The 21,165-nt window shown below is 73.2% G+C and carries 18 protein-coding genes; 6 read left to right on the plus strand and 12 right to left on the minus strand.

Features of this window, described 5'->3' with window-relative positions:
- The first annotated feature begins 9 nt into the window (after positions 1-9).
- The 4 genes from AB0M79_RS13290 to AB0M79_RS13305 all read left to right on the plus strand — a co-directional run bounded on the left by AB0M79_RS13290 (position 10) and on the right by AB0M79_RS13305 (position 6,205).
- On the plus strand, positions 10-1,329 hold the full coding sequence (locus AB0M79_RS13290; RefSeq protein ID WP_364212030.1) for an MFS transporter: 1,320 nt from the start codon (positions 10-12) through the stop codon (positions 1,327-1,329).
- A gap of 50 nt (positions 1,330-1,379) precedes the next feature.
- Positions 1,380-2,441, plus strand: coding sequence for a winged helix DNA-binding domain-containing protein (locus AB0M79_RS13295; protein ID WP_364212033.1), 1,062 nt, complete (start codon positions 1,380-1,382; stop codon positions 2,439-2,441).
- Between the two features lie 51 nt (positions 2,442-2,492).
- Positions 2,493-3,005: an NUDIX domain-containing protein gene (locus AB0M79_RS13300; RefSeq protein ID WP_364212036.1), complete on the plus strand. Its 513-nt coding sequence runs from the start codon at positions 2,493-2,495 to the stop codon at positions 3,003-3,005.
- A gap of 299 nt (positions 3,006-3,304) precedes the next feature.
- Complete coding sequence (locus tag AB0M79_RS13305; protein ID WP_364212039.1) at positions 3,305-6,205, plus strand: BTAD domain-containing putative transcriptional regulator; 2,901 nt, start codon at positions 3,305-3,307, stop codon at positions 6,203-6,205.
- Here the strand turns inward: AB0M79_RS13305 and AB0M79_RS13310 are convergent.
- From AB0M79_RS13310 to AB0M79_RS13355, 10 genes are all read right to left on the minus strand, one after another.
- The gene (locus tag AB0M79_RS13310) at positions 6,183-7,010 is read right to left on the minus strand and encodes a 5'/3'-nucleotidase SurE (protein WP_364212042.1); all 828 of its coding nucleotides are present in this window, start codon (positions 7,008-7,010) and stop codon (positions 6,183-6,185) included. The two genes, AB0M79_RS13305 and AB0M79_RS13310, sit on opposite strands and share 23 nt — an antisense overlap.
- 9 nt (positions 7,011-7,019) lie before the next feature.
- Positions 7,020-7,946, minus strand: a complete 927-nt coding sequence (locus AB0M79_RS13315) for a PfkB family carbohydrate kinase (RefSeq protein ID WP_364212045.1) — start codon at positions 7,944-7,946, stop codon at positions 7,020-7,022.
- 49 nt (positions 7,947-7,995) lie between these two features.
- Positions 7,996-8,916 carry a PfkB family carbohydrate kinase gene (locus AB0M79_RS13320; protein ID WP_364212048.1) on the minus strand — a complete coding sequence of 307 codons (921 nt, stop codon included), beginning with the start codon at positions 8,914-8,916 and terminating at the stop codon, positions 7,996-7,998.
- A gap of 84 nt (positions 8,917-9,000) precedes the next feature.
- The gene (locus tag AB0M79_RS13325) at positions 9,001-9,582 is read right to left on the minus strand and encodes a DNA starvation/stationary phase protection protein (RefSeq protein ID WP_364212051.1); all 582 of its coding nucleotides are present in this window, start codon (positions 9,580-9,582) and stop codon (positions 9,001-9,003) included.
- A gap of 335 nt (positions 9,583-9,917) precedes the next feature.
- Positions 9,918-11,960 (minus strand): glycogen debranching N-terminal domain-containing protein, encoded by a 2,043-nt coding sequence (locus AB0M79_RS13330; protein ID WP_364212054.1) that lies wholly within the window; start codon positions 11,958-11,960, stop codon positions 9,918-9,920.
- Positions 11,957-12,346, minus strand: a complete 390-nt coding sequence (locus tag AB0M79_RS13335; RefSeq protein WP_364212056.1) for an SCP2 sterol-binding domain-containing protein — start codon at positions 12,344-12,346, stop codon at positions 11,957-11,959. Before AB0M79_RS13335 ends, AB0M79_RS13330 begins: the two co-directional genes overlap by 4 nt.
- A gap of 109 nt (positions 12,347-12,455) precedes the next feature.
- The gene (locus tag AB0M79_RS13340) at positions 12,456-13,568 is read right to left on the minus strand and encodes an LLM class flavin-dependent oxidoreductase (RefSeq protein ID WP_364212059.1); all 1,113 of its coding nucleotides are present in this window, start codon (positions 13,566-13,568) and stop codon (positions 12,456-12,458) included.
- Positions 13,569-13,632: 64 nt separating this feature from the next.
- A complete protein-coding gene (locus AB0M79_RS13345) occupies positions 13,633-15,000 on the minus strand; it encodes an NtaA/DmoA family FMN-dependent monooxygenase (protein ID WP_364212062.1) in 1,368 nt (455 codons plus the stop codon).
- Positions 15,001-15,038: 38 nt separating this feature from the next.
- A complete protein-coding gene (locus tag AB0M79_RS13350; RefSeq protein WP_364212064.1) occupies positions 15,039-16,211 on the minus strand; it encodes an LLM class flavin-dependent oxidoreductase in 1,173 nt (390 codons plus the stop codon).
- A gap of 168 nt (positions 16,212-16,379) precedes the next feature.
- Positions 16,380-16,916: an AAA family ATPase gene (locus AB0M79_RS13355; protein ID WP_364212067.1), complete on the minus strand. Its 537-nt coding sequence runs from the start codon at positions 16,914-16,916 to the stop codon at positions 16,380-16,382.
- 97 nt (positions 16,917-17,013) lie between these two features.
- Between AB0M79_RS13355 and AB0M79_RS13360 the strand changes: the two genes are divergently transcribed.
- Complete coding sequence (locus tag AB0M79_RS13360) at positions 17,014-18,450, plus strand: MFS transporter (protein WP_364212070.1); 1,437 nt, start codon at positions 17,014-17,016, stop codon at positions 18,448-18,450.
- A gap of 41 nt (positions 18,451-18,491) precedes the next feature.
- Complete coding sequence (locus tag AB0M79_RS13365) at positions 18,492-18,905, plus strand: VOC family protein (RefSeq protein ID WP_364212073.1); 414 nt, start codon at positions 18,492-18,494, stop codon at positions 18,903-18,905.
- A gap of 15 nt (positions 18,906-18,920) precedes the next feature.
- On the opposite strand, the gene AB0M79_RS13370 is transcribed toward AB0M79_RS13365, so the two are convergent.
- Both AB0M79_RS13370 and AB0M79_RS13375 read right to left on the minus strand, forming a co-directional pair.
- Positions 18,921-19,580, minus strand: coding sequence for a response regulator transcription factor (locus AB0M79_RS13370; protein ID WP_364212075.1), 660 nt, complete (start codon positions 19,578-19,580; stop codon positions 18,921-18,923).
- The gene (locus AB0M79_RS13375) at positions 19,565-20,914 is read right to left on the minus strand and encodes an ATP-binding protein (protein WP_364212078.1); all 1,350 of its coding nucleotides are present in this window, start codon (positions 20,912-20,914) and stop codon (positions 19,565-19,567) included. The genes AB0M79_RS13370 and AB0M79_RS13375 overlap by 16 nt, the downstream gene beginning before the upstream one ends.
- Positions 20,915-21,165 lie beyond the last annotated feature (251 nt).

Below are 21,165 nucleotides of genomic sequence, written 5' to 3' on the forward strand. Positions count from 1 at the left end.
AGACCGACGATGGACGCTCCGGAGCCGGAGAAGCGACCCGGGCGGCTGTCCCGGGACGCCGACTTCATGAAGTTCTGGTCGGCGGAGTCGCTGTCCATGATGGGCACCCAGATCTCCATCGTGGCCATTCCCCTGCTGGCGGCGGAGACCCTGGACGCCACCGCCTTCCAGATGGGTGCGCTCAACGCGGCCCAGTTCGCGCCGTACCTGCTGCTGACCCTCTTCGTCGGGGTGTGGGTCGACCGGACCCGGCGGCTGCCGCTGCTCATCGGCACCAACCTGGGCCGGGCGGTCCTGATCGGTTTGATCCCGGTCATCGCGCTGCTCGGCGGACTCAACGTCTGGCTGCTGATGGTCCTGGTCCTGCTGTCCGCCTCCCTGACGGTGGTGTTCGACCTGGCATACCAGTCCTACCTGCCGTCCATAGTCGAGCGTGACCAGCTCGTCGACGCGAACGGGCGGCTGGAGGGCAGCCGCTCCTTCGCCCAGCTCACCGGGCCGGGCGCGGCCGGTCTGCTGGTCGGCACGCTGACCGCGCCGGTGGCGGTCGCGGTCAACGCGGCCACGTTCCTGGTCTCCGGGGTCACCCAGTTGTTCATCCGCCGGGTCGAGCCGGCCCCGGCCGGACACGACGGGCCGCGACCGTCGGTGTTCGCCCAGATCGGGCACGGCCTCGGGCTGCTGCTGCGCAACGTCTACCTGCGGGCGCTCGGCATCGAGGCGGCGGTCTACAACCTGTTCAACCAGATGCTGTGGGCGGTGCTGATCCTGCACCTGACCCGCGGCCTCGACCTGCCGCCGACGGTGATCGGCGTCGTGCTCACCATGTCCGGGGCCGGTGCCCTGCTCGGCAGCACCCTCTCCGCCCGGCTCGGCCGGCGGTGGGGCCTTGGCCCGACCCTGATCGTCTCGATCATGATCGCCAACGTGGCGCCGCTGGCGATCCCCGCCGCCGGCGGACACTGGCTGCTCGCCGCCGTCGTCATCGGCGCCGCGCTGCTGGTCAACGCCGCCGGCCTGGTCATCTACAACATCCAGGCGATCAGCCTGCGGCAGGCGTCGGTCACCTCCGACGTGCTCGGCCGCACCAACGCCGGCTACCGGTTCGCGGTCACCGGCACCGCCGCCATCGGCGCGGTCATCGGCGGTGCGCTCGGTGACCTGATCGGGCTACGCGCGACGATGGTCGTCGCCGCGCTGGGCACCATCTTCGCGGTGGTGTTCGTGATCCGATCGCCGATCCCGAAGCTGCGGGACCTGTCCGAGGTCGTCCCCGAGGAGCCGTCACCGCCGGTCACGCCACTGCCGGCCGCCCCGAAGGCCGGCTGACCGCCGTACCCACCGGGGACCCGCGGACCGGCGGGGGCGACAATCGGCCGATGACGACACCGCACGACATCGGCCTGCTCCGGCTCACCGCGCAGCGGCTCGCCGGCCCCGGCCCGGCTGGCCCGGCCGAGGTGGTCGGCTGGCTGACCGCCGTACAGGCCCAGGATCTGCGGGGTGCGCTCACGTCGGTGGCGCTGCGTACCACCGCCCGGAGCCTGGCGGTGGTGGAGGCCGCGCTCGACGCGGGCGACGTCGTCCGGTCCTGGCCCATGCGCGGCACCCTGCACCTGGTCGCGGCCGGCGACCTGCGCTGGATCCTGGACCTGACCTCGGCCCGGATGGTCGCCCAGGCGAAGCGCCGGCGGGCCGAACTCGAACTCACCGAGGCCGTCGTCGAGCAGGCCCGTGCGCTGGCGGTCGACGCGCTGACCGGTGGCCGCCGGCTGGGCCGGCGCGACCTGCTCGCCGTCTGGGACGGTGCCGGCGTCGCCACCACCGGACAACGCGGCTACCACCTGCTGGCGCAGCTGGCGCTGACCGGCACGCTGTGCTTCGGTCCGATGTCCGGCGGCGAGCAGGAGATCGTGCTCACCGACGAGTGGATCCCGCCGTCGCCGCGACCGGACCGCGACGAGGCACTGGGCGAACTGGCCCGGCGCTACTTCCGCGGCCACGGCCCGGCCACCGTCAAGGATCTGGTGCGCTGGTCCGGGCTGACCACCACCGACGTACGGACCGGGGTGGCGGTCGCCCGCCCGGAACTGGCCGCCGTCGAGGTCGACGGGACCGAACACCTGATGGCACCGGAGACCCCGGACCTGCTCGCCACCCTGCGGGCCGAGGCCGGCGACGTCTTCCTGCTGCCCGGCTTCGACGAGTTCATCCTCGGCTACGGCGACCGGACCGCCGTCGTACCCGCCGAACACGCCGAGCGGATCGTGCCCGGCCGCAACGGCGTGTTCCAGCCGACCGTGGTGAGTGCCGGCCGGGTCGTCGGCACCTGGAAGCACACCGGCCGGGCACCGGACCGGACGGTGCTGGCCACCCCGTTCACCGCCTTCACCGAGCGGGTCGAGGCCGCCATCCCGCAGCGGTACGCCGACCTCCCGTGACCCCGGGCGATCCCGGCGACCCGTTGCCGGGCCCCGGTATCGTCGTGCGACGTGACCGGTCTTCTGCACTCGCACTGCTCGTACTGCGGAACCGTCTACGGGGCCGGGGCCGACTGGCCCAGGGTGTGCGCGGCCTGCGCCCAGACCACCTGGCGCAACCCGCTCCCGGTCGCGGTGGCGATCCTGCCGGTGCTGACCGCCGACGGCCTCGGCGTCGTCGTGCAGCGCCGCGACATCGAACCCGCCCGCGGCAGGCTCGCCCTGCCCGGCGGGTTCATCGAGCACGGCGAGGACTGGCGCGACGCCCTGGTCCGCGAGCTGCGCGAGGAGACCGGCCTGACCGGTGACGCCGAGACCGTACGCCCGTTCGCGGTCCACAGCGCCCCCAGCGGCGGCACCCTGCTGATCTTCGGCGTGTTGCCGCCGCAGCCGGCCGACCGGTTGCCGGCGTCGGCGCCGACCGCCGAGGCGACCGAGTGGCTGGTCGTCACCGAACCGACCGAACTCGCCTTCTCCACCCACACCGAGGTTTTGGCCAGCTTCCTCGCCGCCCGGGGCGGGTGAACGCACCCCAGGCGGCCGTCCACAGCGGACCCGCTGATGCCCGGAGAGTCGGCAACCTGACGCATTCCAAGCGTGCGCCCGGTCGACCTCCAGTGGAATCCCGACCGGTGGCCGGACAAACGCGCTGGTCACACCGTTGCGGGCGACTCTGCTGGGGGCCACTGGGAGCACGCTGCAACCCGGGCTGAGAGCTGAGTGGATGCGACTTGCGTGGCTATGGTGAGGTTGGAGTGCCTGGGGGGGCCGACAACACCACCCGACCGGCGTGGGCGGCGCACGGTAACCGGGTGGGGATTTGCATGAGTATTCAGTTCCGGGTTCTGGGCCCTCTCACCGCCGAACTGGACGGGGAACCCGTCGACCTCGGCGGCCGCCGGCCGCGAATGGTCCTCGCCTCGCTGATCGCGGCGCAGGGCCGGGTCCTGTCCACCGAACGTCTCGTCGAGCAGGTGTGGAGCGACGGGCCGCCGCCGACGACGGCCACCCTCTTCAGCTACGTCGCGGCGCTGCGGCGCGCACTCGAACCGAACCGGGCCGCCCGGACGCCGGCCCGGCTGCTGGTGCGGGAGGGCACCGGGTACGCGATCCGGGTGCCACCGGAGACGATCGACGCCGAACGGTTCACCGCGCTGGTGACCGCCGGCGACCGGCAACTCGACCGCGGCGACCCGACCGGGGCGCTCGAGTCGCTGAACGAGGGCCTGGCGCTGTGGCGGGGCCAGGCGTACGGCGACTTCGTCGACGCGCCGTTCACCGTCTCCGAGGTGGCCCGGCTGGAGTCGCTGCGGGCGGTCGCCCGGGAGCAGCGCCTCGCCGCGATGCTCGCGGTCGGCGAGCACAGCACCGCGATCGGTGAACTCGAGGCGCTCGTCATCGACCATCCACTGCGGGAGCGCGGCTGGGAACTGCTCGCGGTGGCGCTCTACCGGGCCGGCCGGCAGGGGGACGCCCTGGCGGTGCTGCGGCAGGCCCGGGAACGCCTCGCCGCGGATCTCGGCTCCGATCCCGGTCCGGGCCTGCTGCGGGTGCAGGCGGCGATCCTCAACCAGGACGAGTCGCTCGACCAGCCGGTCGGCGACGGACCGGCGCCGGCCCGGCAGGTACGGGTGGCGCTGCCGGCGAGCCGCAACGTGTCGGTGGCGCACTCGTCGTTCGTGGGCCGCACCGCCGAACTGGCGACGCTGTCGGACCTGTTGGCCCGGCACCGGCTGGTCACCGTCACCGGGCCGGGCGGGATCGGCAAGACCAGGCTGGTCCTCGAACTCTGCCGGGGCCGCGAAGACGCGGACGGGCCGTGGGTGGTGGAGCTGGCCGGGCTGCGGGAGCCGACGCTGGTCGCCCGGACGGTCGCCGAGACGGTCGGGATACCGGGCAACCCCGGCGCCGACGAACTGGCGGCCGTGCTCGCCGAACGTGAGATGGTGCTGGTCCTCGACAACGCCGAGCATTTGCTGACGGCGGTGGCGGGGCTGGCGCGTACGCTGCTGGGCCGGTGCCCGGGGCTCCGGCTGCTCGTCACGACCCGGCAACCACTGGCGGTGGCCGGGGAGGCCGTCCTCGACGTGGCCCCGCTGCCGCCCGACGACGCGGTCGAGCTGCTGGTGCAGCGCATCGCGGCGGTCCTGCCCGGAGCCGGGCCGGCCGACGTCGACCGGCCGACCGCCGCCCAGGTGTGCCGGGACCTCGACGGCCTGCCGCTGGCGATCGAACTGGCGGCGGCGCAGTCCCGCGCCCTGTCCCTGCGGGAGATCGCGTTCCAGCTCGACGACCGGTTCACACTGCTCGACACCGGGCACGGCGACGACCACCGGCACGCCACGCTGGAGAACACGATCGGGTGGAGCTACCACCTGCTGACCGAACCGGAGCAGTGCCTGTTCCGGCAGCTCAGCGTCTTCGACGGCGGCTTCGACCTGGACGCCGTACGGCTGGTCGGCGGCGGCCTCCCGGTGTCGCAGGTGGTGCCGTCGCTGCTCGGCCTGGTCCGCAAGTCGCTGGTCGCCGCGGACGCCGGGACGACGCCGCGCCGCTACCGGATGCTGGAGTCGGTACGGCTCTACGCAGCGGCGCTGTTGCGCGACGACGAACTCCACGACGCCCGGGCCCGGCACCGGAGCTGGCTGCTGGGGCTCGTCGAGACCGGCGAGCAGCGCCTGCCGACCCCCGACGGCGACACCTGGCTGGCCCGGCTCGGCCTGGAACGCGACAACATCCGGGCCGCCCTCGCCTCGGCGCTCGCCGTCGGGGACCCGCTGTGCGCGGCCCGGATCTGCGGGGCGCTCGCCTGGTTCTGGTACCGGACCGGGCAGATCGCCGAGGGGCTGCGCTGGGGCCGGCGTACCCTGGCCGCGCTGGACGGCCGGCGGCCGGCGGCCGACGCCGTGCCCGACGGGTGGACGCTGGCCCGGGCCCGGCTGCTGATGACCATCGGCGGGGTCAGCTACCTGGCCGGCGAGCACGCCGCCGCCATCCGGGCGCTGCGGACGTCGGCCGACCTGTGCGAGCGGGTCGGGGCCCGGGACGCGCACACCACCGCCGTCATCTACCTGGCCTCGGTCACCGCGATCAGCGGCGACATCGCCAGCGCGCTCCCCCTGGCCGACCAGGCCGTCCGGCTCGCCGAGGTGGTCAACCGGCCGTGGGCGCTGGCCGAGGCGCTGACCGTACGCGCCCAGCTCAGCCGGGCCTGCACCGACCTGCCCCGGGCCCGGGCCGAACTCGCCCGCGCGAACGAACTCGCCCGCTCGTGCGGGCACCGGTGGGCGGTGATCTCGTCGGACTGGGTCGACAGCAAGGTCAGCGTGGATCTCGGCATGCCGGGGCGGGCCCGGAACACCCTGACCACGCTGCTGCTGGAGTCCGATCCGGCGACGGACCGGTCGAGCTGGCTGGCGACGGCCCACTCGCTGGCCGGCGCGCTGGGACGGACCGGGCGGGCCGGGGACGGGGCGGTCCTGCTCGGTGCGGTCGCGGCGCTCGGCACCCCGATCGGCTACTTCCCGGAGCGGATGGACCCGTTCGACTCCCCCGGCGACGCCGCCGCCGTGCGGGCCGCCCTGGACGACGGCGCCTTCGACGCGGGCTTCGCCCGGGGCCGGCAGCTCGGCTGGCCGGAGCTGATCGAGCTGATCGTCTCCCTCGCCGGCCCGGACAACCGGTGGACCGGACCGGCCGGCGTCACAGGGCCGGTGGCAAGGTGACGCCGGGGTCGGGGGCCGGTGGGCGTACGGCGGTGACGGCCGCGTAGCCCTCGGCTAGCCAACCGAGGTCGGTGCCGGGTGCCGGGTGTGGCTCGGACGCCTCGACGGTGGTGCGGACGTACCCCTCGCCACGCTCGGCGACCGCCATCTGCACCTGCCCGAACGGGGCGAGGGTGGCCGGCCGCAGCCCGGCGATCCGGTCGGCGGGCAGGTCGGGCACGTTCAGGTTGAGCACCGTGCCGGCCGGGGCGTCGAGCAGCCAGGGCAGCAGGCCGATCGCGAAGTCGGCGGCGGCCGGCCAGTTGCGGACCTCGTCGTCGGCGGTGTCGAGGGCGGCGACGGCGGCACCCCCGGTGGCGCTGGTCGCCGCGGCCGGGGTGAGCACGTCGAGGGAGACCGCCAGCGCGGACAGGCCCTGGTTGGCGGCGGTCAGGGCGGCGCCGACGGTGCCGGAGTGCAGGATCGCGTGGCCGGCGTTGGCGCCCCGGTTGATGCCGGAGAGCACCAGGCGCGGAGCCGGCCCGAATACGCCGAGTCCGGCCAGCACGGCGATGTAGGCCGGCGAGGCGGCGACGCCGTACGCGACGATGTCCTCCAGGCCGGGCGGGGTGGGCCGGGTGATCACCACCCGGCCCTGGTCGGTGACGGCGCTCAGCGCCGCGCTCATGCCGCTGGCCTCCCGCTCGGGGGCGGCGACGACGACCTCGTGCCCCGCGCCACGGGCGGCGTGTGCCAGCCAGCGGATGCCGGGTGCGGCGACGCCGTCGTCGTTGGTGATCAGAATCCGTACCGGTCGGTCCGCCATGTCCAACGCCTACCCCTCGCCGAGCGGTGCCAGCCGCACCCGGCCGATCAGCTCCCCGATCGTCTCCGCCCGGCCGGTGCCCAGCCCGTGCCGGGTGACGTTCACGGCGCCGGCCGCGGCGCCGGTGCGTACCGCCTGTTCCAGGTCGCCGCCGCGGGCCAGGACGGCCGCGACCCCGGCGCTCATCGAGTCGCCGGCACCGCGGTGGTCGACGACCTGGAGCGGGGGTACGCGCACCTCGGTGACGTCGTCGTCGAGCAGCGCGAGCGCGGGCGCGTCGGCGCGGCTGACCAGGACGGCCCCGGCACCGTCGCGGCGGAGCTGGTGGGCGGCGGCCACGAGTTCGTCGACGCTGTCGTCCTTCGCCCGGCCGTCGTCGATGAGTTCCTCGTGGCTGACCTTGACGAACGTGACGCCGCCGTCGAGGACCGCGGCGAGGTACGGGCCGGACAGGTCGGCGACGACCTGGCCGCCGTTGGCGCGCAGGTCGGCCGCGAGGCGCCGGTAGACGTCGGGGTCGACGACTTCCGGGGCCGCCGGTCCACTGAGTACGGACACCGGGGCGCGCAGCCCCTCGGCGAGCGTGATGCTGTAAAGCTCGTCGATGTCGTGGCGGACCATCGGCTCGCCCGGGTGTTCGGCGATCTCGGTCCGGCTGCCGTCGCGCCGGTCGTGGACGCTCCAGCCCGAGCCGGCCTGCCGGGCCACCGCCCGTACCTGGACGTTCTCGTCGGCGAGCAGGACCCGCAGGACGTCGCCGACCTCGCCGCCGACGGTGACGCACAGGGTGGCCGGCACCCCCAGTGCGGCGATCATGCGGGCCTGCCAGACGCCCTGCCCGCCCGCGTGCAGGTGCAACTCGACCGCGTCGGCCTGCTGTTCGATGGTCACGGTCAGCAACGGTGCCGGCGCGAACACCACCACGTGTCCAGTCATCCCCGCCTACTTCCCAGTGCGGGCCGGCGGCAATCCGGCGTCAGGCGGGTCACGCCGTGAGCGCGGCCCGGTCCAGCGTGGGCCGGCCGCCCGGATGGCCGACGGTGGCGCCGGCAGCGGCGACGGCGTAGCGGACGGCGGCCGGTGGCGGGTCGCCGCGCAGCAGCGCGACGGTCAGCGCGGCGACCAGCGCGTCGCCGGCGCCGGTGGTGTCGACGACGTGCTCGGCGGTCAACGGGACCAGCAGGTGTCCCTCGCCCCAGCGCGGGTCGCGCCACACGGCGAGGTTCCCGGCCCCGCCGAGCCCGAGGACGAGCAGTCCGGGGCCGGCGGCGAGCAGGTCGGTGGCAACGGCCCGGACCCGCTCCGGGTCACCGGCGGTCACCCCGGTCAGCAGTTCCGTCTCGTGGTCGTCGGCCCGCAGCACGTCGGCGGCGGCGAACAGCGCGGCCCGGTGCCCGTCGTCGGTGGGCACGCCGTCGAGCACGACCAGCCGGCCGGCTTCGCGGGCCAGCCGGGCCGCGGTCAGCGTCGCCGTCGGCGGTTGCTGCAACTGCACCAGTACGGCGTCGGCGGCGGTCAGTACGTCGGCGTGGGCGCGTACGTCGGCCTCGGTGAGCAGGACGGCGTCCGGCAGATGTTCGACGTACCGCCAGTGCCCCCGCCCGTCGAGCAGTTCGACGATCAGCCCGGTGACCGTGTCGCGCCGCCGGACGACGGCCGACACGTCGATGCCGTCGCGGGCAGCCTGGGCGAGCAACTGGTCGGCGACGCTGTCGTCACCGGTCACGGCCAGCAAGGCCGGGTCGGCGCCGAGCTGGGCGAGCGAGACCGCCTGGTTGGCGCCCTTGCCGCCGAGCATCTCGCGGCGCAGCCGGGCGGCGACGGACCGGCCGCCGTCGGGCACCTCGTCGACGAGCAGCACCAGGTCGCGGGCGATCTGGCCGGCGACGGCCACCCGGGCGTTCACCGCCCGGCCTTCCGCGAGTTCGAATCGGTCATCCGCATATCCGGTGCGCTACCCGGTGCCGTACCGACCAAACCGGGGCGCCGGTTACGCGCGTACGACCGGGGTGTCGACGAGGTGTTCGGCGATGAACCACGCCTGCAACTCGCCGGTCCGGATGACGTTGGAGACCAGTATGTCGTTGGTGCCGTCGTCACCCATGTCCGCGACCCGGGCCGCGGCGTCGTGCGCGTCGGTCAGGATCATCTCGTGTGCCTCGAGGAGGCGGGACAGCATCGCGGGCACCTCCTCGGCGCCGTCCGGCGGGCGGGGCACCTTGGTTATCTCCGCCACGTGCCGGGGGTCGCCGACGGCGACGCCGCCGAGCGTCTGGACCCGTTCGGCGAGCATGTCGATGAGGGCGAGTTGTTCGCCGGCGTGCTTGTCGAGCAGCAGGTGCAGTTGGTAGAAGGTGTGCCCGCGCATCAGCCAGTGGTGCTTCTTGTAGAGGGCGTACAGGATCTGGGTGTCGGAGAGGATGCGGTTGACCCGCTCGCAGGAGTACATCCGGGCGTCGTACGACAGCCCGACCGGCAACTGGCGTACGGAGCCGAACTCCTGGATCTGCCGGCCGTGCTGGTGCAACAGGGGTTGGCTGGTGCTCGTGGTGCGCTCCACATACCTCGTCATGCCTGTGGCCTCCTGGAGATGTCGGGCATCACATGCCGCTCCCGACCACGCGGGTGGGGTCGCCGGTACCGGCGTCGACGTGGGTGCGGCCGTCACCCGAACGATATGCCGGAAAAGGAGGGGCTGAAGATGCTTCGACGGTATCCATCGGGCCGCGCCGCCGGGCCAGGGGCGGGCGGTTGTTTCCTGATCTGAGCGCCAGGGACCTTTCCGCCGACGGATAAGGTCCCTGACGCTCAGATCGACAACGCGGGACCGGCGGTGGCGCGGTCAGCGGCGGGCCGCACGGGCCGCGGCGGTGAGGCGCCGGGCTACACGGGCCGGCGGTGGCGCGGTCAACGGCGGGCGATGCCGGGCTGGCCGCGGCCGAGGGCGTCGAGCCGGCCCCAGCGGCCGGGGATGTCGTGCAGCTCGATCTGTCCCATCTCCTCCGGCACGGCCGGGTCGACCACGAGGTGGTCGTCGTACGGTTCCAGGCCCAGCAGGGTACGCAGGAACAGCAGCGGGGCGCCGGCCGAGGTGGCGTGCGGGGCGCCGGCCGAGGCGTACAGGACCGGGTACTTCGTCAGGGTCGAGTCGTAGCCGGCAAGGGCCTCGGGCAGCCGCCCGCCGAAGTACCGGCCGGCGCCGAGGATCGCGGCGGCGACCCGGGCGGCCTCGGGGCGGAAGCCGTACCGGCGCAGCCCCCAGGCGATGATCGAGTTGTCGAACGGCCACACCGTGCCGGTGTGGTATCCGATCGGGTTGTAGCGCTGCTCGGTGGTCGCCAGGGTACGGATGCCCCAGCCGGAGAACAGGGTGGGGCCGAGCAGGTGCGAGACGACGGCCTCGGCCCGGTCCGGTTCGACGATGCCGCTCCACAGCAGGTGGCCGATGTTCGAGGTGAGCGAGTCGACCTGCTGCCCGTCGGCCTGCAGGGCGGCCGCGTAGTATCCCCTGTCCTCGATCCAGAAGTCGCGGTTGAAGCGTTCCCGCAGTGCCGCGGCCTCCCGCTCCAGCCGGTCGGCGTACTCCGGATCGCCCCAGACCCGGCGGGCCAGCCGGGCGGCCCGGCACTTGGCGTCGTAGACGTAGCCCTGTATCTCGCACGCCGCCTGCGGATAGCCGGCCAGCCGACCGTCGCGGAAGGAGACCCCCTCGTTGGAGCACTTCCAGCTCTGGCCGACCGTGCCGTCGGTGCTGCCGTGCGGGCCGTACCAGAGGTAGCCGTTGCCGACCAGGTCGGCGTACCGGTCGATCCAGTCGAGCGCCTGGGTGGCCTCGAACCGCAGCTCGTTGACGAGTTCGGTGTCGCCGGTCCAGCGTTCGTACTCGTCGAGCAGGATCACGAACAGCGGGGTGGTGTCCGCGGCGGCGTACAGGATGGCGTGCGGTCGCTCGTTGAACGCCGCGGACTCGTCGTACCGCAGTTCCTGAAGGATCTTGCCGGGCTCCTCGCCGCGGAACGGATCGATCCGGGCGCCCTGCGCGAGCGACAGGATGCGCAGGGCGGGTACGCAGGTCTGCGGCAGGAACGGCAGGGCCTGCATCCGGCTGAAGATCGCGTCGCGGCCGAACAGGTTCATGAACCACGGCATCCCGGCCAGCGGCTGGTACTCCCGGTAGTTGAGGCCCTTGTACCGCAGGGCGACCAGGTCGGAGAGACTGCGCTGGTACGTCTGCTGGAGCGGCTCGTAGTCGGTGCGCAGCCGGGGTGCCCCGCTCACCCAGTCGTCGAGTTCCTGCCGGATCTGCTCCGTGCTGCGCAGCCGGTGACCGGGCAGCGCCTCCCGCAGGTCGGCCGGCTTGGCCGGCCGCAGGAGCGCGGTGACCCGCAGGTCGGTGTGCCAGATGCCGTGCGGTTCGACCCGGGTGGTGAACGTCATGCCGTCGTCGTCGGTCGCGCAGGGCTGGCTCGACGCGACCAGCGTCTCCCGGACGAAGACGCCGCGTTCGTACCGGACGGTCAGCACGCCGTCCCGGATCGTCGTCGTGGTTTCGCGGTGCCGCTGGATGCCGTGCTTGATGTCGAGCAGTTCGGCGAAGTCGGCGCCGATGTCGAGGCGGATGGTCAGGTCCATCGGCTCCTTCGAGTGGTTCTGCACCGACACCCGTTCCTCGAAGGCGTCGCCGGCCCACCGGTGCCGGAACACCGAGATGTCGGTGTCGACGTAGTGGGTCGGCTGGCCGGGGGTGAGGAAGAACCGGGACTCGAAGTACTGCAGGTCGTCGATCGACAGCGTCTGCAGGCGCTCCCCGTTGACGGTGAGCCGCCAGGTGGACAGGAACCGGGTGTCGAAGAAGAACAGGCCGAGCGGCATCTGCCGGGACGGTTCGACGTCGCCCTTGCGGTCACAGGTCATGAACAGGTTGCCGTAGTAGATGCTGACCGGATTCACTCGCCACCTCCGGGCCGGGGGGCGTGCGCGGCGACGGCCTCGGGCAGCGGACCGCGGGTGTCGGCCAGGGGCGGCAGCAGTCTGCGGAAGGTCAGGAAGAGGGTGAGGTCGCCCTCGACGGCGGCGCGGTCGCGCAACGTCATCGAGACGGTGTGGTCGCGGCCGGCGAGCAGGTTCTCGAACCATTCGCCGGACATGTTCACCACGCACCCGGCCGGGCGGTCGTCGGGCACCGCGGTGGCGCCGCCGCCGGCGAAGGTGACCAGCCAGTTGTCGACGGCCCCGTTCCGGTGCAACACGAACCTGATCGTCCCGTGCCTGCTCGGTGGGAGCCGCCCCTCCGACGTCTCGCCCAGCGTGGCGAAGAACCGATCGATGTCGTCCACCACCGGTGACAACTCCCTCCGCTCGGCGTATGGCGCCAACCCTGGCCGCAACCGGGGTGGCCGGGGATCACCCGGTTCGGGTGAACCGTCGCGGAGCCGGGTCCGGTGGTCACCGGGAACGGCGTCGCCACTCCCGGGCGAGGAGTTCGTACGAGCGCACCCGGTCGGCGTGGCGGTGGGTGATGGTGGTGACGGCCAGTTCGTCGGCGCCGGTCGCCTCCCGCAACTGTTCGAGCCGGTCGGCGACCTCGGTCGGGGTGCCGACGAACTGCGTGTCGACGCGGTCGGCGACCAGTTCCCGGTCGGCGTCGGTCCATTCGTGGGCGCGGGCCTCCTCGGGGGTCGGGAACGGCATCGCGCCCTCGCCGGTGCGGATGCCGCGTACCCACGGGCCGTAGCCGGCGGCGAGTTCGCGGGCGGTGTCGGTGTCCGGCGCCACGACGACGTCGGCGGAGACGCTGACGTAGGGCCGGTCCAGTTCCGCCGACGGACGGAACGCGGCCCGGTAGCCGTCGGCCGCCTCCAGGACGGTGGCCGGGCTGACGTGGTAGTTGGCGGCGAACCGGAGCCCGTGCGCGCCGGCGACCTGCGCGCTCTCGCCGCCGCTGCTGCCGAGGATCCAGACCTGCAACCGGGCGCCGGTGCCCGGTACCGGCCGCGCCGGTTCGCCGTCGGCGGACCGGTAGGTGCCGCGTAGCAGGCGCAGCAGGTCGTCGACCTGCTCGACGTAGTCCTGCGACCGGGCACCGGGTAGCTGGAGCAGCGTTCTCTGCAGGACAAAGCGGGGCGCGGCGAGCAGGTGGGCGGCGGAGAACCGGGGCGGGATCAGCAGCCCGTTCGGCGCCCGGCCGCCGACCGGGGCCGGGGCCGGCTCGGTGGGCCGGCCGCCGGAGCGGCCGAGGCCGAGGTCGAGCCGCCCGGGATGCAGGGCGTCGATCAGCCCGAACTCCTCCACGGTCGACAGCGCGGTGCGGTGGCCCATCAGCACCGCGCCGGAGCCCACCCGGATCGTCGAGGTGGCGGCCGCGGCCAGCGCGATCATGATCGCCGGAGAGGTGCCGGCGACGCCGGGGTTGAGGTGGTGCTCGGCGAACCAGTACCGGGCGTATCCGAACCGCTCGGCCCGCCGGGCGAGGTCGATGCTGTTGCCGATCGCCTCCGCGGCGGTCGCCCCGGACGGGATCGGGACCAGGTCGAGCACCGCGAGCGGGGTGGTGGGCATCGGATTCTCCTCGTTCACTCTGCCGGGTCGGGAGCACAGGCGACGGGCGCGACCAGGGGGAACCTCATCCGGCGGTCCGGACCGCCGGTTCGGGTACGGCGAGCCCGAGGTGGTCACGCAGCGTCGGCCCGGTGTATTCGGTGCGGAAGACCCCGCGTTCCTGCAGCAGCGGTACGACGGTGTCGGCGAACTCGTCGAGCCCGCCGGGGGTCAGGTGCGGTATGAGAATGAACCCGTCGCCGGCCTCGGCCCGGACGAACTCGTCCATCGCCCGTGCCACGGTCGCCGGTGAGCCGACGAAGGTCTGCCGGCCGGTGACCTCGATGACCAGTTCGCGGATCGACAGCCGCTTCGCCGCCGCGCGCTCGCGCCACTCCTTCGCCGTGGCCAGCGGGTCGCGGTACATCCGTACGCTGGCCCGGCCGCGGGCGACCAGGTTCTCGCCCGGCACGGGATCGATCTCGGGCAGCGGGCCGTCGGGGTCGTACCCGGACAGGTCCCGGTTCCACAGTTGTTCCAGGAACCGGATCGCGGTCTGTCCGCTGACCTGCCGCAGCCGGATCTCGTGGGCCCGCTCGTGCGCCTCCTCGTCGGTGTCGGCGAGGGCGAAGGTCGTCGCCGGCAGGACCAGCAACTGCTCGGGTGTACGGCCGTGGCGGTGCAGCCGTGCCTTGACGTCGGCGTAGAAGGCGCGCCCGGCCGCCAGGGTGCCGTGCTGGCTGAAGATCGCGTCGGCCGAGGAGGCGGCGAACTCCCGACCGGCGTCGGAATCACCGGCCTGGAAGATCACCGGCCGGCCCTGCGGCCCGCGCGGTACGGTGAACCGCCCGGCGATGTCGAAGTGGGCGTCGCGGTGCGCGAACGTGCCCGCCCGGGCGTCGCCGAGGAACACCCCCGACCGCCGGTCGGCGACGATCTCGTCGCCCCGCCACGAGTCGAAGAGTTCCCACGTGGTGTGCAGGAAGCTGCGGGCCCGCTCGTACCGCTGCTCCTGCGGCAGGAAACCGCCGCGCCGGAAGTTCTCGCCGGTGAACGCGTCCCAGGAGGTGACCACGTTCCACGCGGCCCGGCCGCCGGAGAGGTGGTCGAGGCTGGCGAACTGCCGGGCGACCTCGTACGGCTCGTTGAACGTGGAGTTGATCGTGCCGGCCAGGCCGAGGTGGTCGGTGACCGCCGCGAGGGCGGCGAGGACGGTGAACGTGTCGGGGCGGCCGACGACGTCGAGGTCGTGGATGAGGCCGTTCTGCTCCCGCAGCCGCAGCCCTTCGGCCAGGAAGAGGAAGTCGAACCTGGCCCGTTCGGCGGTGCGGGCGAAGTGGGCGAAGGAGCTGAACTCGATGTGGCTGCCGGCCCGGGGGTCGCTCCACACCGTGGTGTTGTTGACGCCGGGGAAGTGCGCGGCGAGGTGGATCTGTCTGGGTGGTCTGTCCATGGTCGGCTGGCCCTCCTGGGTCTGGCGGTGCCGGCGGTTCAGGCGGCGGCGTACCGGTTGGCCGGGCGGGACAGGCCGAGCAGCCGACGCAGGGTGCCGGCCGGGTACGTCCGGCGGAACGCGCCGCGCCGGGACAGTTCCGGCACCAGCCCTCGGGTGACCTGTTCGAGGTCGTGGGGCAGGCAGGCGGGACGCAGCCGGAAGCCGGTGAGGCCGGCCTCCTGCCACTCCCCGAGTTGGTCCGCGAGTTCGGCCGGGGTGCCGGCGAAGACCGCCGCGTCCGTGGCGGGCGGGCCGCCGGCGAGTTCGTCGAGCCGGGCCCGCCGGGCGCGGGCCCGCGCGGCGGTCGCGTCGAGGAACACGATCAGATCGCCGAAGACGTGCGGGGTCTCCCCCGCCCGGCCCGCGGCGGCCCGGATCTCGGCGACGGCGGCCCGGGCCGGCCCCGGTCCGTCCGCAGTCACGAACCCGAGGTCGGCCGAGCGGCCGATCAGGCGGTACGGCAGGCTGCCGTGGGCGAGCGCGGCGACGACCGGTTGCCCCTGCGGTGGGCGGGGGGTGATCGACGGTCCCTTCACGCTGAACCAGCGGCCGGTGAAGTCGATGTGGTGCAGCCGGTCGCGGTCGACGAAGCGGCCGGTGGCGACGTCCCGGATCTCGGCGTCGTCCTCCCAGCTGTCCCAGAGCCGGCGGAGGACCTCGACGTAGTCGGCCGCCTCGTCGAACAGGTCGCGGGCCGCGTCGGCGTCGCCGGGGTCCGGTGGCCGACGGCGGCCGAAGTGGGCCGCCTCGTCGGTCCGGGCCGACACCCGTACCTGCACGCCGGCCCGGCCGCCGGACACGAAGTCGAGGGTGGCGATCGCCTTGGCGATGTGGAACGGCTCGGTGTGGGTGACCACGACGCTGGGCACGAGTCCGATGTGGCTGGTCAGTGGTGCGACGCGGGACGCGATCAGCACCGCGTCGAGCCGGCCGCGGACCCGGTCGGTGCGGTCGTCCGGCCCCGCCGGGTGGGTGGACTGCGGGCCGAGCGAGTCTTCGATGGTGACGAGGTCGAGCCGGCCGCGTTCGGCCTCGGTGACGAGGTCGGCCCAGTAGCCGGCGGTGAACAGGTCCGCCGGCCGGGCGGTCGGCTCGCGCCAGGCGGCGGGGTGCCAGCCGGCGCCGTCGAGGGTCACGGCGAGATGCATCGACGGGAGGGTGTCGGGCATGGCGCGGCTCCGCTTCCTGGGTGGGAGGTGGTGACGGGCCTGGCTCGGCGGCGGAGGAACACGCCCGGTAAGCCGGGTTTGTCGGCTATCGCCGGACCCTTCTGCGAGGCTACCCCGGATCGAACGTACCTGTCTATCCCTACAGGATTAGTGGGCTTTACGGCCGGTTCACGGCTGCCCGGGGCCGAGGCCGGCCAGCCACCGCTCGAGGTCCGCCGGCCGGCGGAACAGCAGGACCGGCGGCCCGCCCGGCTCGGCCTGCCAGCGCCGCATCCGCCGGCGCTTGCGGGCGAACGACCCGAAGTGCCACACGACGACCGACTCGGTGGAGAAGACGCTGCCCAGCGACTCGTGGTTGCCGTTGCAGATCGTCTCCCGGGTCACCACCCGGCGCGCGGTCCGGCGCAGCAGCCGCCACAACGACAGCCAGCGCGGATAGTCCAGGCCGATGACGAGGTCGGCGTGGGCCAGCGGAAGGTCCAGCCAGGGGCCGTACGCCCCGTCTAGGATCCACCGCCGCTGCCGGCAGATGGCCCCGATCCGTTGACGCTGCACCGCCGTGGGCACCTCGACCCAGCCGGATTCCCAGGTCAGGTCGTCGACCGGATGCCACGGCAGGCCCAGCCGCCGGGCCAGTTCCTCGGCCAACGTGGACTTTCCGGAGCCGTACACCCCGTAGACGAGGATTCTCGACGGGCCGGCCACCCGGCGAGGGTATGTCGTCTTGTCCTCCTCGACGAACCCGCGGCCCCGGAGCCGGTCGGCGCGGGGTCACCTCAGGAGCCACGTCTAGCATTCGCTGATGCGAGCCAGCGTGGACGAGGACCCGGCAGCCGGAAACGACGGTGCCGGACGGCGCCCGGGGCGTCCCGCCCTGGCCGGCGCCCGGGAGGTGCTGGCGATCCCGGCGTTCCGCCGGCTGTGGATGGTCACCGGGCTGTGCAGCAGCGCGGACTGGCTGGCGCTGGCCGCGTTCGCCGCGCTCGCCGGCACCCTCGCCACCAGCAGCGCCGGACTGAACTACGCGTTCAGCGGCGTCCTGTTCGCCAACCTCCTGCCCGGCCTGCTCTTCTCGCCGGTCGCGGGCCTGCTGGCGGACCGGTTCGACCGGCGTACCGTGATGGCCGTCGCCGACCTGGCCCGCTGCGCGCTGCTGCTGTCGATCGCGGTGGTGAACAGCTACTGGTGGATCCTCGTCGGCGGCTTCCTCGTCCAGGTGGCCACGACGATGTGGATTCCGGCGAAGGACGCCGCCGTACCCGGCCTGTTGCGGCGACCGGACCAGGTCGCGCCGGCGGCCCAACTGGGCCTGGCGATGACGTACGGTCTCACGATCGCCGTCGCCGGCGGCCTGTTCACGCTGATCACGGGAGCCGGTACGGTCTTCGGCCTGCCGTCGCACGTGCTCGACATGAACGGTCTGACCCGGCTCGCGGTCGTCGTCGCCGCGCTGTTCTACCTGGCCAGCGCGGTGTCGATCGCGACCGTCCTGCCCGAGCTCGCCGCCCGCCCGACCCCGGCCACACCGGCCGGTGCGGCCGACCGGGCGCCGGACGCGACGCCCGGCCCGGGTCTGGGCGCGATGCTGCGCGACAGCGTCTCCTACGTACGCGCGAGCCCGCTGGTCCGGGGGCTGCTGATCGGCATGGCCGGTGCCCTCGCCGCCGGCGGCGCCGTCGTCGGCTCGGCCCAGACGTACGCGCTGAGCCTGCGCGGTGGTCAGGCCGCGTTCGGACTCCTGCTCCTCGCCGCGTTCGTCGGGCTGGTGGCCGGAATCCTCGGTACGCCCCGGCTGGCCCGTCGGGTGACGCACGAACGGCTGTTCGGGATCGCGGTCGTCGGTGCCGGGAACGTACTGGTCGTGGTGGCGCTCTCCCCGCACCTGGCCGTGTCGCTGGCGGCCGTCGTGGCCGTGGGCGCCGGTGCCGGCACCGCCTTCCTGACCGGGGTGACGATCATCGGCTCCCGGGTCGAGGACGCGATGCGGGGCCGGGTCAACGCGCTCTACCAGTCGATGCTGAAGGTCGTCCTGGGGTGTTCGGTGGCCCTCGCGCCACTGTTGGTGACCCTGATCGGGCAACGTCGGCTGCACCTGTGGGGCGAGGACTTCCTCGTCGACGGCACCCGCCCGGTGATTCTCGGCGCCGGCCTGCTGGCCGCCCTGGCGGGCGGGCTGGCCTACCGCCGGATGCGGGCCGGGATTGCGCATTCCGGCGAAAGTGCCGGGCAACGTCGCTAGCCTGTCGGGGACCGCACTGGCGCGACCGGAGGGAGCACCCGATGGGTTCCCTGCTCAACCCCTACCTCAGCTTCGACGGCGACGCACGGCAGGCGATGGAGTTCTACGAGCGGGTCTTCGGCGGCACCCTGATGATGAACACCTACGGCGAGTTCGGCGCGCCGGACCCGGCGGCCGCCGACAAGGTCATGCACGCCAGGCTGGACACCTCCGGCGGGTTCACGCTCATGGGCGCCGACCACCCGCCCGGCGAGGACTACCGGCCGGGCAACAACCTGTCGGTCAGCCTGAGCGGTGACGACGCCGACGAGCTGCGCGGCTACTGGGCGAAGCTGTCCGAGGGCGGGAACGTGTCGGTGCCGCTGGAGAAGCAGATGTGGGGCGACGAGTTCGGCACCTGCCAGGACCGGTTCGGGGTGACCTGGATGGTCAACATCTCCCAGCCGCAGGGCTGACCGGTCGATGCCGGCTCAGGATCGGCGGAGCCGGTAGCCGAGGCCGCGCAGCGTCTCGATCACGTCGACGCCGAGTTTCTTGCGCAGGGTGCTGACGTGGACGTTGACGAGGTTGGGGCTGGGCTCGAAGTCGTAGCCCCAGGCGTGGGCCAGGAACTGTTCGCGGCTGAGCACCCGGCCGGGATGCCGGAAGAGCACTTCCAGAAGGGCGAACTCACGCCCGGTGAGGGCCACGTCCCGGCCGTGCACGGTGACTCGCCGGGCCCGCGGGTCGAGCCGGACCGGGCCGGACGCGAGGATGGGCGGCTCGTCGATGCCGGCGTCCCGCAGCCGCGCCCGGATCCTCGCGAGCAGTTCCTCGAAGCGGAACGGCTTGGTCACGTAGTCGTCGGCGCCGGCGTCGAGGCAGGCGGCCGCGTCCTGGCCCGGCCGGCCGGTCAGCACCAGCACCGGTAGCCCGCGGCGGTGTGTCCGCAGGGTCCGCAACACGTCGAGGCCGCTGCGGTCGGGCAGTCCCAGGTCGAGGATGACCAGGTCGAACTCATGGCCCACGCCGAACCGCTCGGCCTGTGCGGCGTCGGTGGCGTGGACCGTCGTCCACCCGTTCGCCCGCAGCCCCTTGACGAGGAACGACGCGATCTGGGCGTCGTCCTCGGCGATCAGGATCCGGGCCACGGCGGTGCCCCTTCCCCGGGCCGCTCCGGAATGACCAGGGTGAACGTCGCTCCGCCGCCCGGCCCGCTGACCAGTTCGACGCGGCCGCCGTGGGCCACCGCGATCGCCCTGACGATCGACAGCCCCAGCCCCGAGCCGGGATAGCGCAGGTGGGCCCGGGCGCCGCGACGCAGGCGGTCGAAGATGTACGGCTGGTCCTTGGGCGGGACACCACAGCCGGTGTCGCGGACCCAGAGCCGTAGCTCGCCGTCGACGAGAGTCGCGCCGAGGGCGATCGTGTCGGTTCCGGTGGTGTGCCGTACGGCATTGTCGGCCAGATTGACCATGGCCTCGGTGAGCCGGTGCCGGTCGGCGGTCCCCTGCCCCGGCCCGGCCTCGTCGAGTCGCCAGTCGCGTACGGCGAGCGCACTGACCTTGACCACGAGTTCGGCCATGAACGTCTCCAGGTCGATCCGTTCGCGCTGGATGAATCGTGGATGGTCGACATCGGCGAGCAGCTGCAGATCGTTGACTATCCGGCCCATCCGGACCAGTTCGTCGGAGACCAGGGCGATGGTGCCACGCCATTGCGGATTTCCGGAGACCTCGCGGTCGAGCAGGCCGAGATTTCCCAGGGAGATGGTCAGCGGCCCCCGCAGTTCGTGGCTGGCGTCGGCGACGAATTCGCGTTCCCGGCGGAAGACCGCCTCAAGGCGGTCGAGCATCGCGTTGAAGGTGTTGGCCATTTCCGCCGCCTCGCGCTGGCGGCCGACCGGGATACGGCGGGTCAGGTCGGATTGCGAGATCAGCCGGGCCGTCTCGGTGAGTTGCCGGACCGGACCGAGCACCCGGCCGGTCACCAGCCAGGCGCAGGCCGAGGCGAGCACCAGCACGCCGAGAATGACGCCGGCGCCGTACCGCTGGAGTTTGGCGATCTCCGCGCGTTCACCCACCGGGAGGATGGTGACCACGAACGCGCCGCTGCTGGTGCCGACCCGGATCGGCAGGGCCGCGTAGTAGGCCACCCCGCTGCCGGTGTCGTAGCTGGCCAGGCGGGGGCGGTCCGGCTCGGGCGCGGGCGCGCCGGCGGCATCGGCGAAGGCCCGCAGGGCCGGCTCGGGAAGCCTGTCGATCGGGAACCGGCTGAGCGCGGCGTGGTAGAGCTGACCGTCCGCGAAGGCCAGCATCGCCTCCTCGTTGCTGGGCACGTTGCGGCGGAAGTAGACGTCGAAGACGGCCTGGACGGTGGTGAACGCGGCCCCGGTGCGGGGATCGTGGCCGTCCGCGGTCAGCCGCCGCATCTCGAGGAACTCCTGCTGTACGGCCTCGGCCACCCGGCTTTCCAGGCGGATCACGAGCACCTCGTGAATGGCGATCGCGGAAACGCCGATCGATATGACGATCAATGCGATGTAGGACAGGAGTATTCGGGTGTGGATGCTCCGCATGGCCCGGGACCAACCGGAGCGACCCACCATCGAAACACTCCCCAGGGTCGCGCGAATGGTCGTCGCGCGGACCGGGCCGCCACCTCGTGCCGCGCGCCTCGGCATCGTACTTCCGAAGTGGATACGGCCGGAATCTTCGAACGGCCGGGGATCGGTCG

This window comes from Polymorphospora sp. NPDC051019 (assembly GCF_040683055.1).
GTDB lineage: Bacteria > Actinomycetota > Actinomycetes > Mycobacteriales > Micromonosporaceae > Polymorphospora > Polymorphospora lycopeni.

What these genes read in the sequence shown, in the direction of transcription:
- AB0M79_RS13345 (WP_364212062.1), bottom strand. Translation starts at nt 15,000, where the DNA reads ATGGACAGACCACCCAGACAGATCCACCTCGCCGCGCACTTCCCCGGC.
- AB0M79_RS13340 (WP_364212059.1), bottom strand. Translation starts at nt 13,568, where the DNA reads ATGCCCACCACCCCGCTCGCGGTGCTCGACCTGGTCCCGATCCCGTCC.
- AB0M79_RS13360 (WP_364212070.1), top strand. Translation starts at nt 17,014, where the DNA reads ATGCGAGCCAGCGTGGACGAGGACCCGGCAGCCGGAAACGACGGTGCC.
- AB0M79_RS13365 (WP_364212073.1), top strand. Translation starts at nt 18,492, where the DNA reads ATGGGTTCCCTGCTCAACCCCTACCTCAGCTTCGACGGCGACGCACGG.
- AB0M79_RS13325 (WP_364212051.1), bottom strand. Translation starts at nt 9,582, where the DNA reads ATGACGAGGTATGTGGAGCGCACCACGAGCACCAGCCAACCCCTGTTG.
- AB0M79_RS13315 (WP_364212045.1), bottom strand. Translation starts at nt 7,946, where the DNA reads ATGACTGGACACGTGGTGGTGTTCGCGCCGGCACCGTTGCTGACCGTG.
- AB0M79_RS13350 (WP_364212064.1), bottom strand. Translation starts at nt 16,211, where the DNA reads ATGCCCGACACCCTCCCGTCGATGCATCTCGCCGTGACCCTCGACGGC.
- AB0M79_RS13295 (WP_364212033.1), top strand. Translation starts at nt 1,380, where the DNA reads ATGACGACACCGCACGACATCGGCCTGCTCCGGCTCACCGCGCAGCGG.
- AB0M79_RS13305 (WP_364212039.1), top strand. Translation starts at nt 3,305, where the DNA reads ATGAGTATTCAGTTCCGGGTTCTGGGCCCTCTCACCGCCGAACTGGAC.
- AB0M79_RS13290 (WP_364212030.1), top strand. Translation starts at nt 10, where the DNA reads ATGGACGCTCCGGAGCCGGAGAAGCGACCCGGGCGGCTGTCCCGGGAC.
- AB0M79_RS13310 (WP_364212042.1), bottom strand. Translation starts at nt 7,010, where the DNA reads ATGGCGGACCGACCGGTACGGATTCTGATCACCAACGACGACGGCGTC.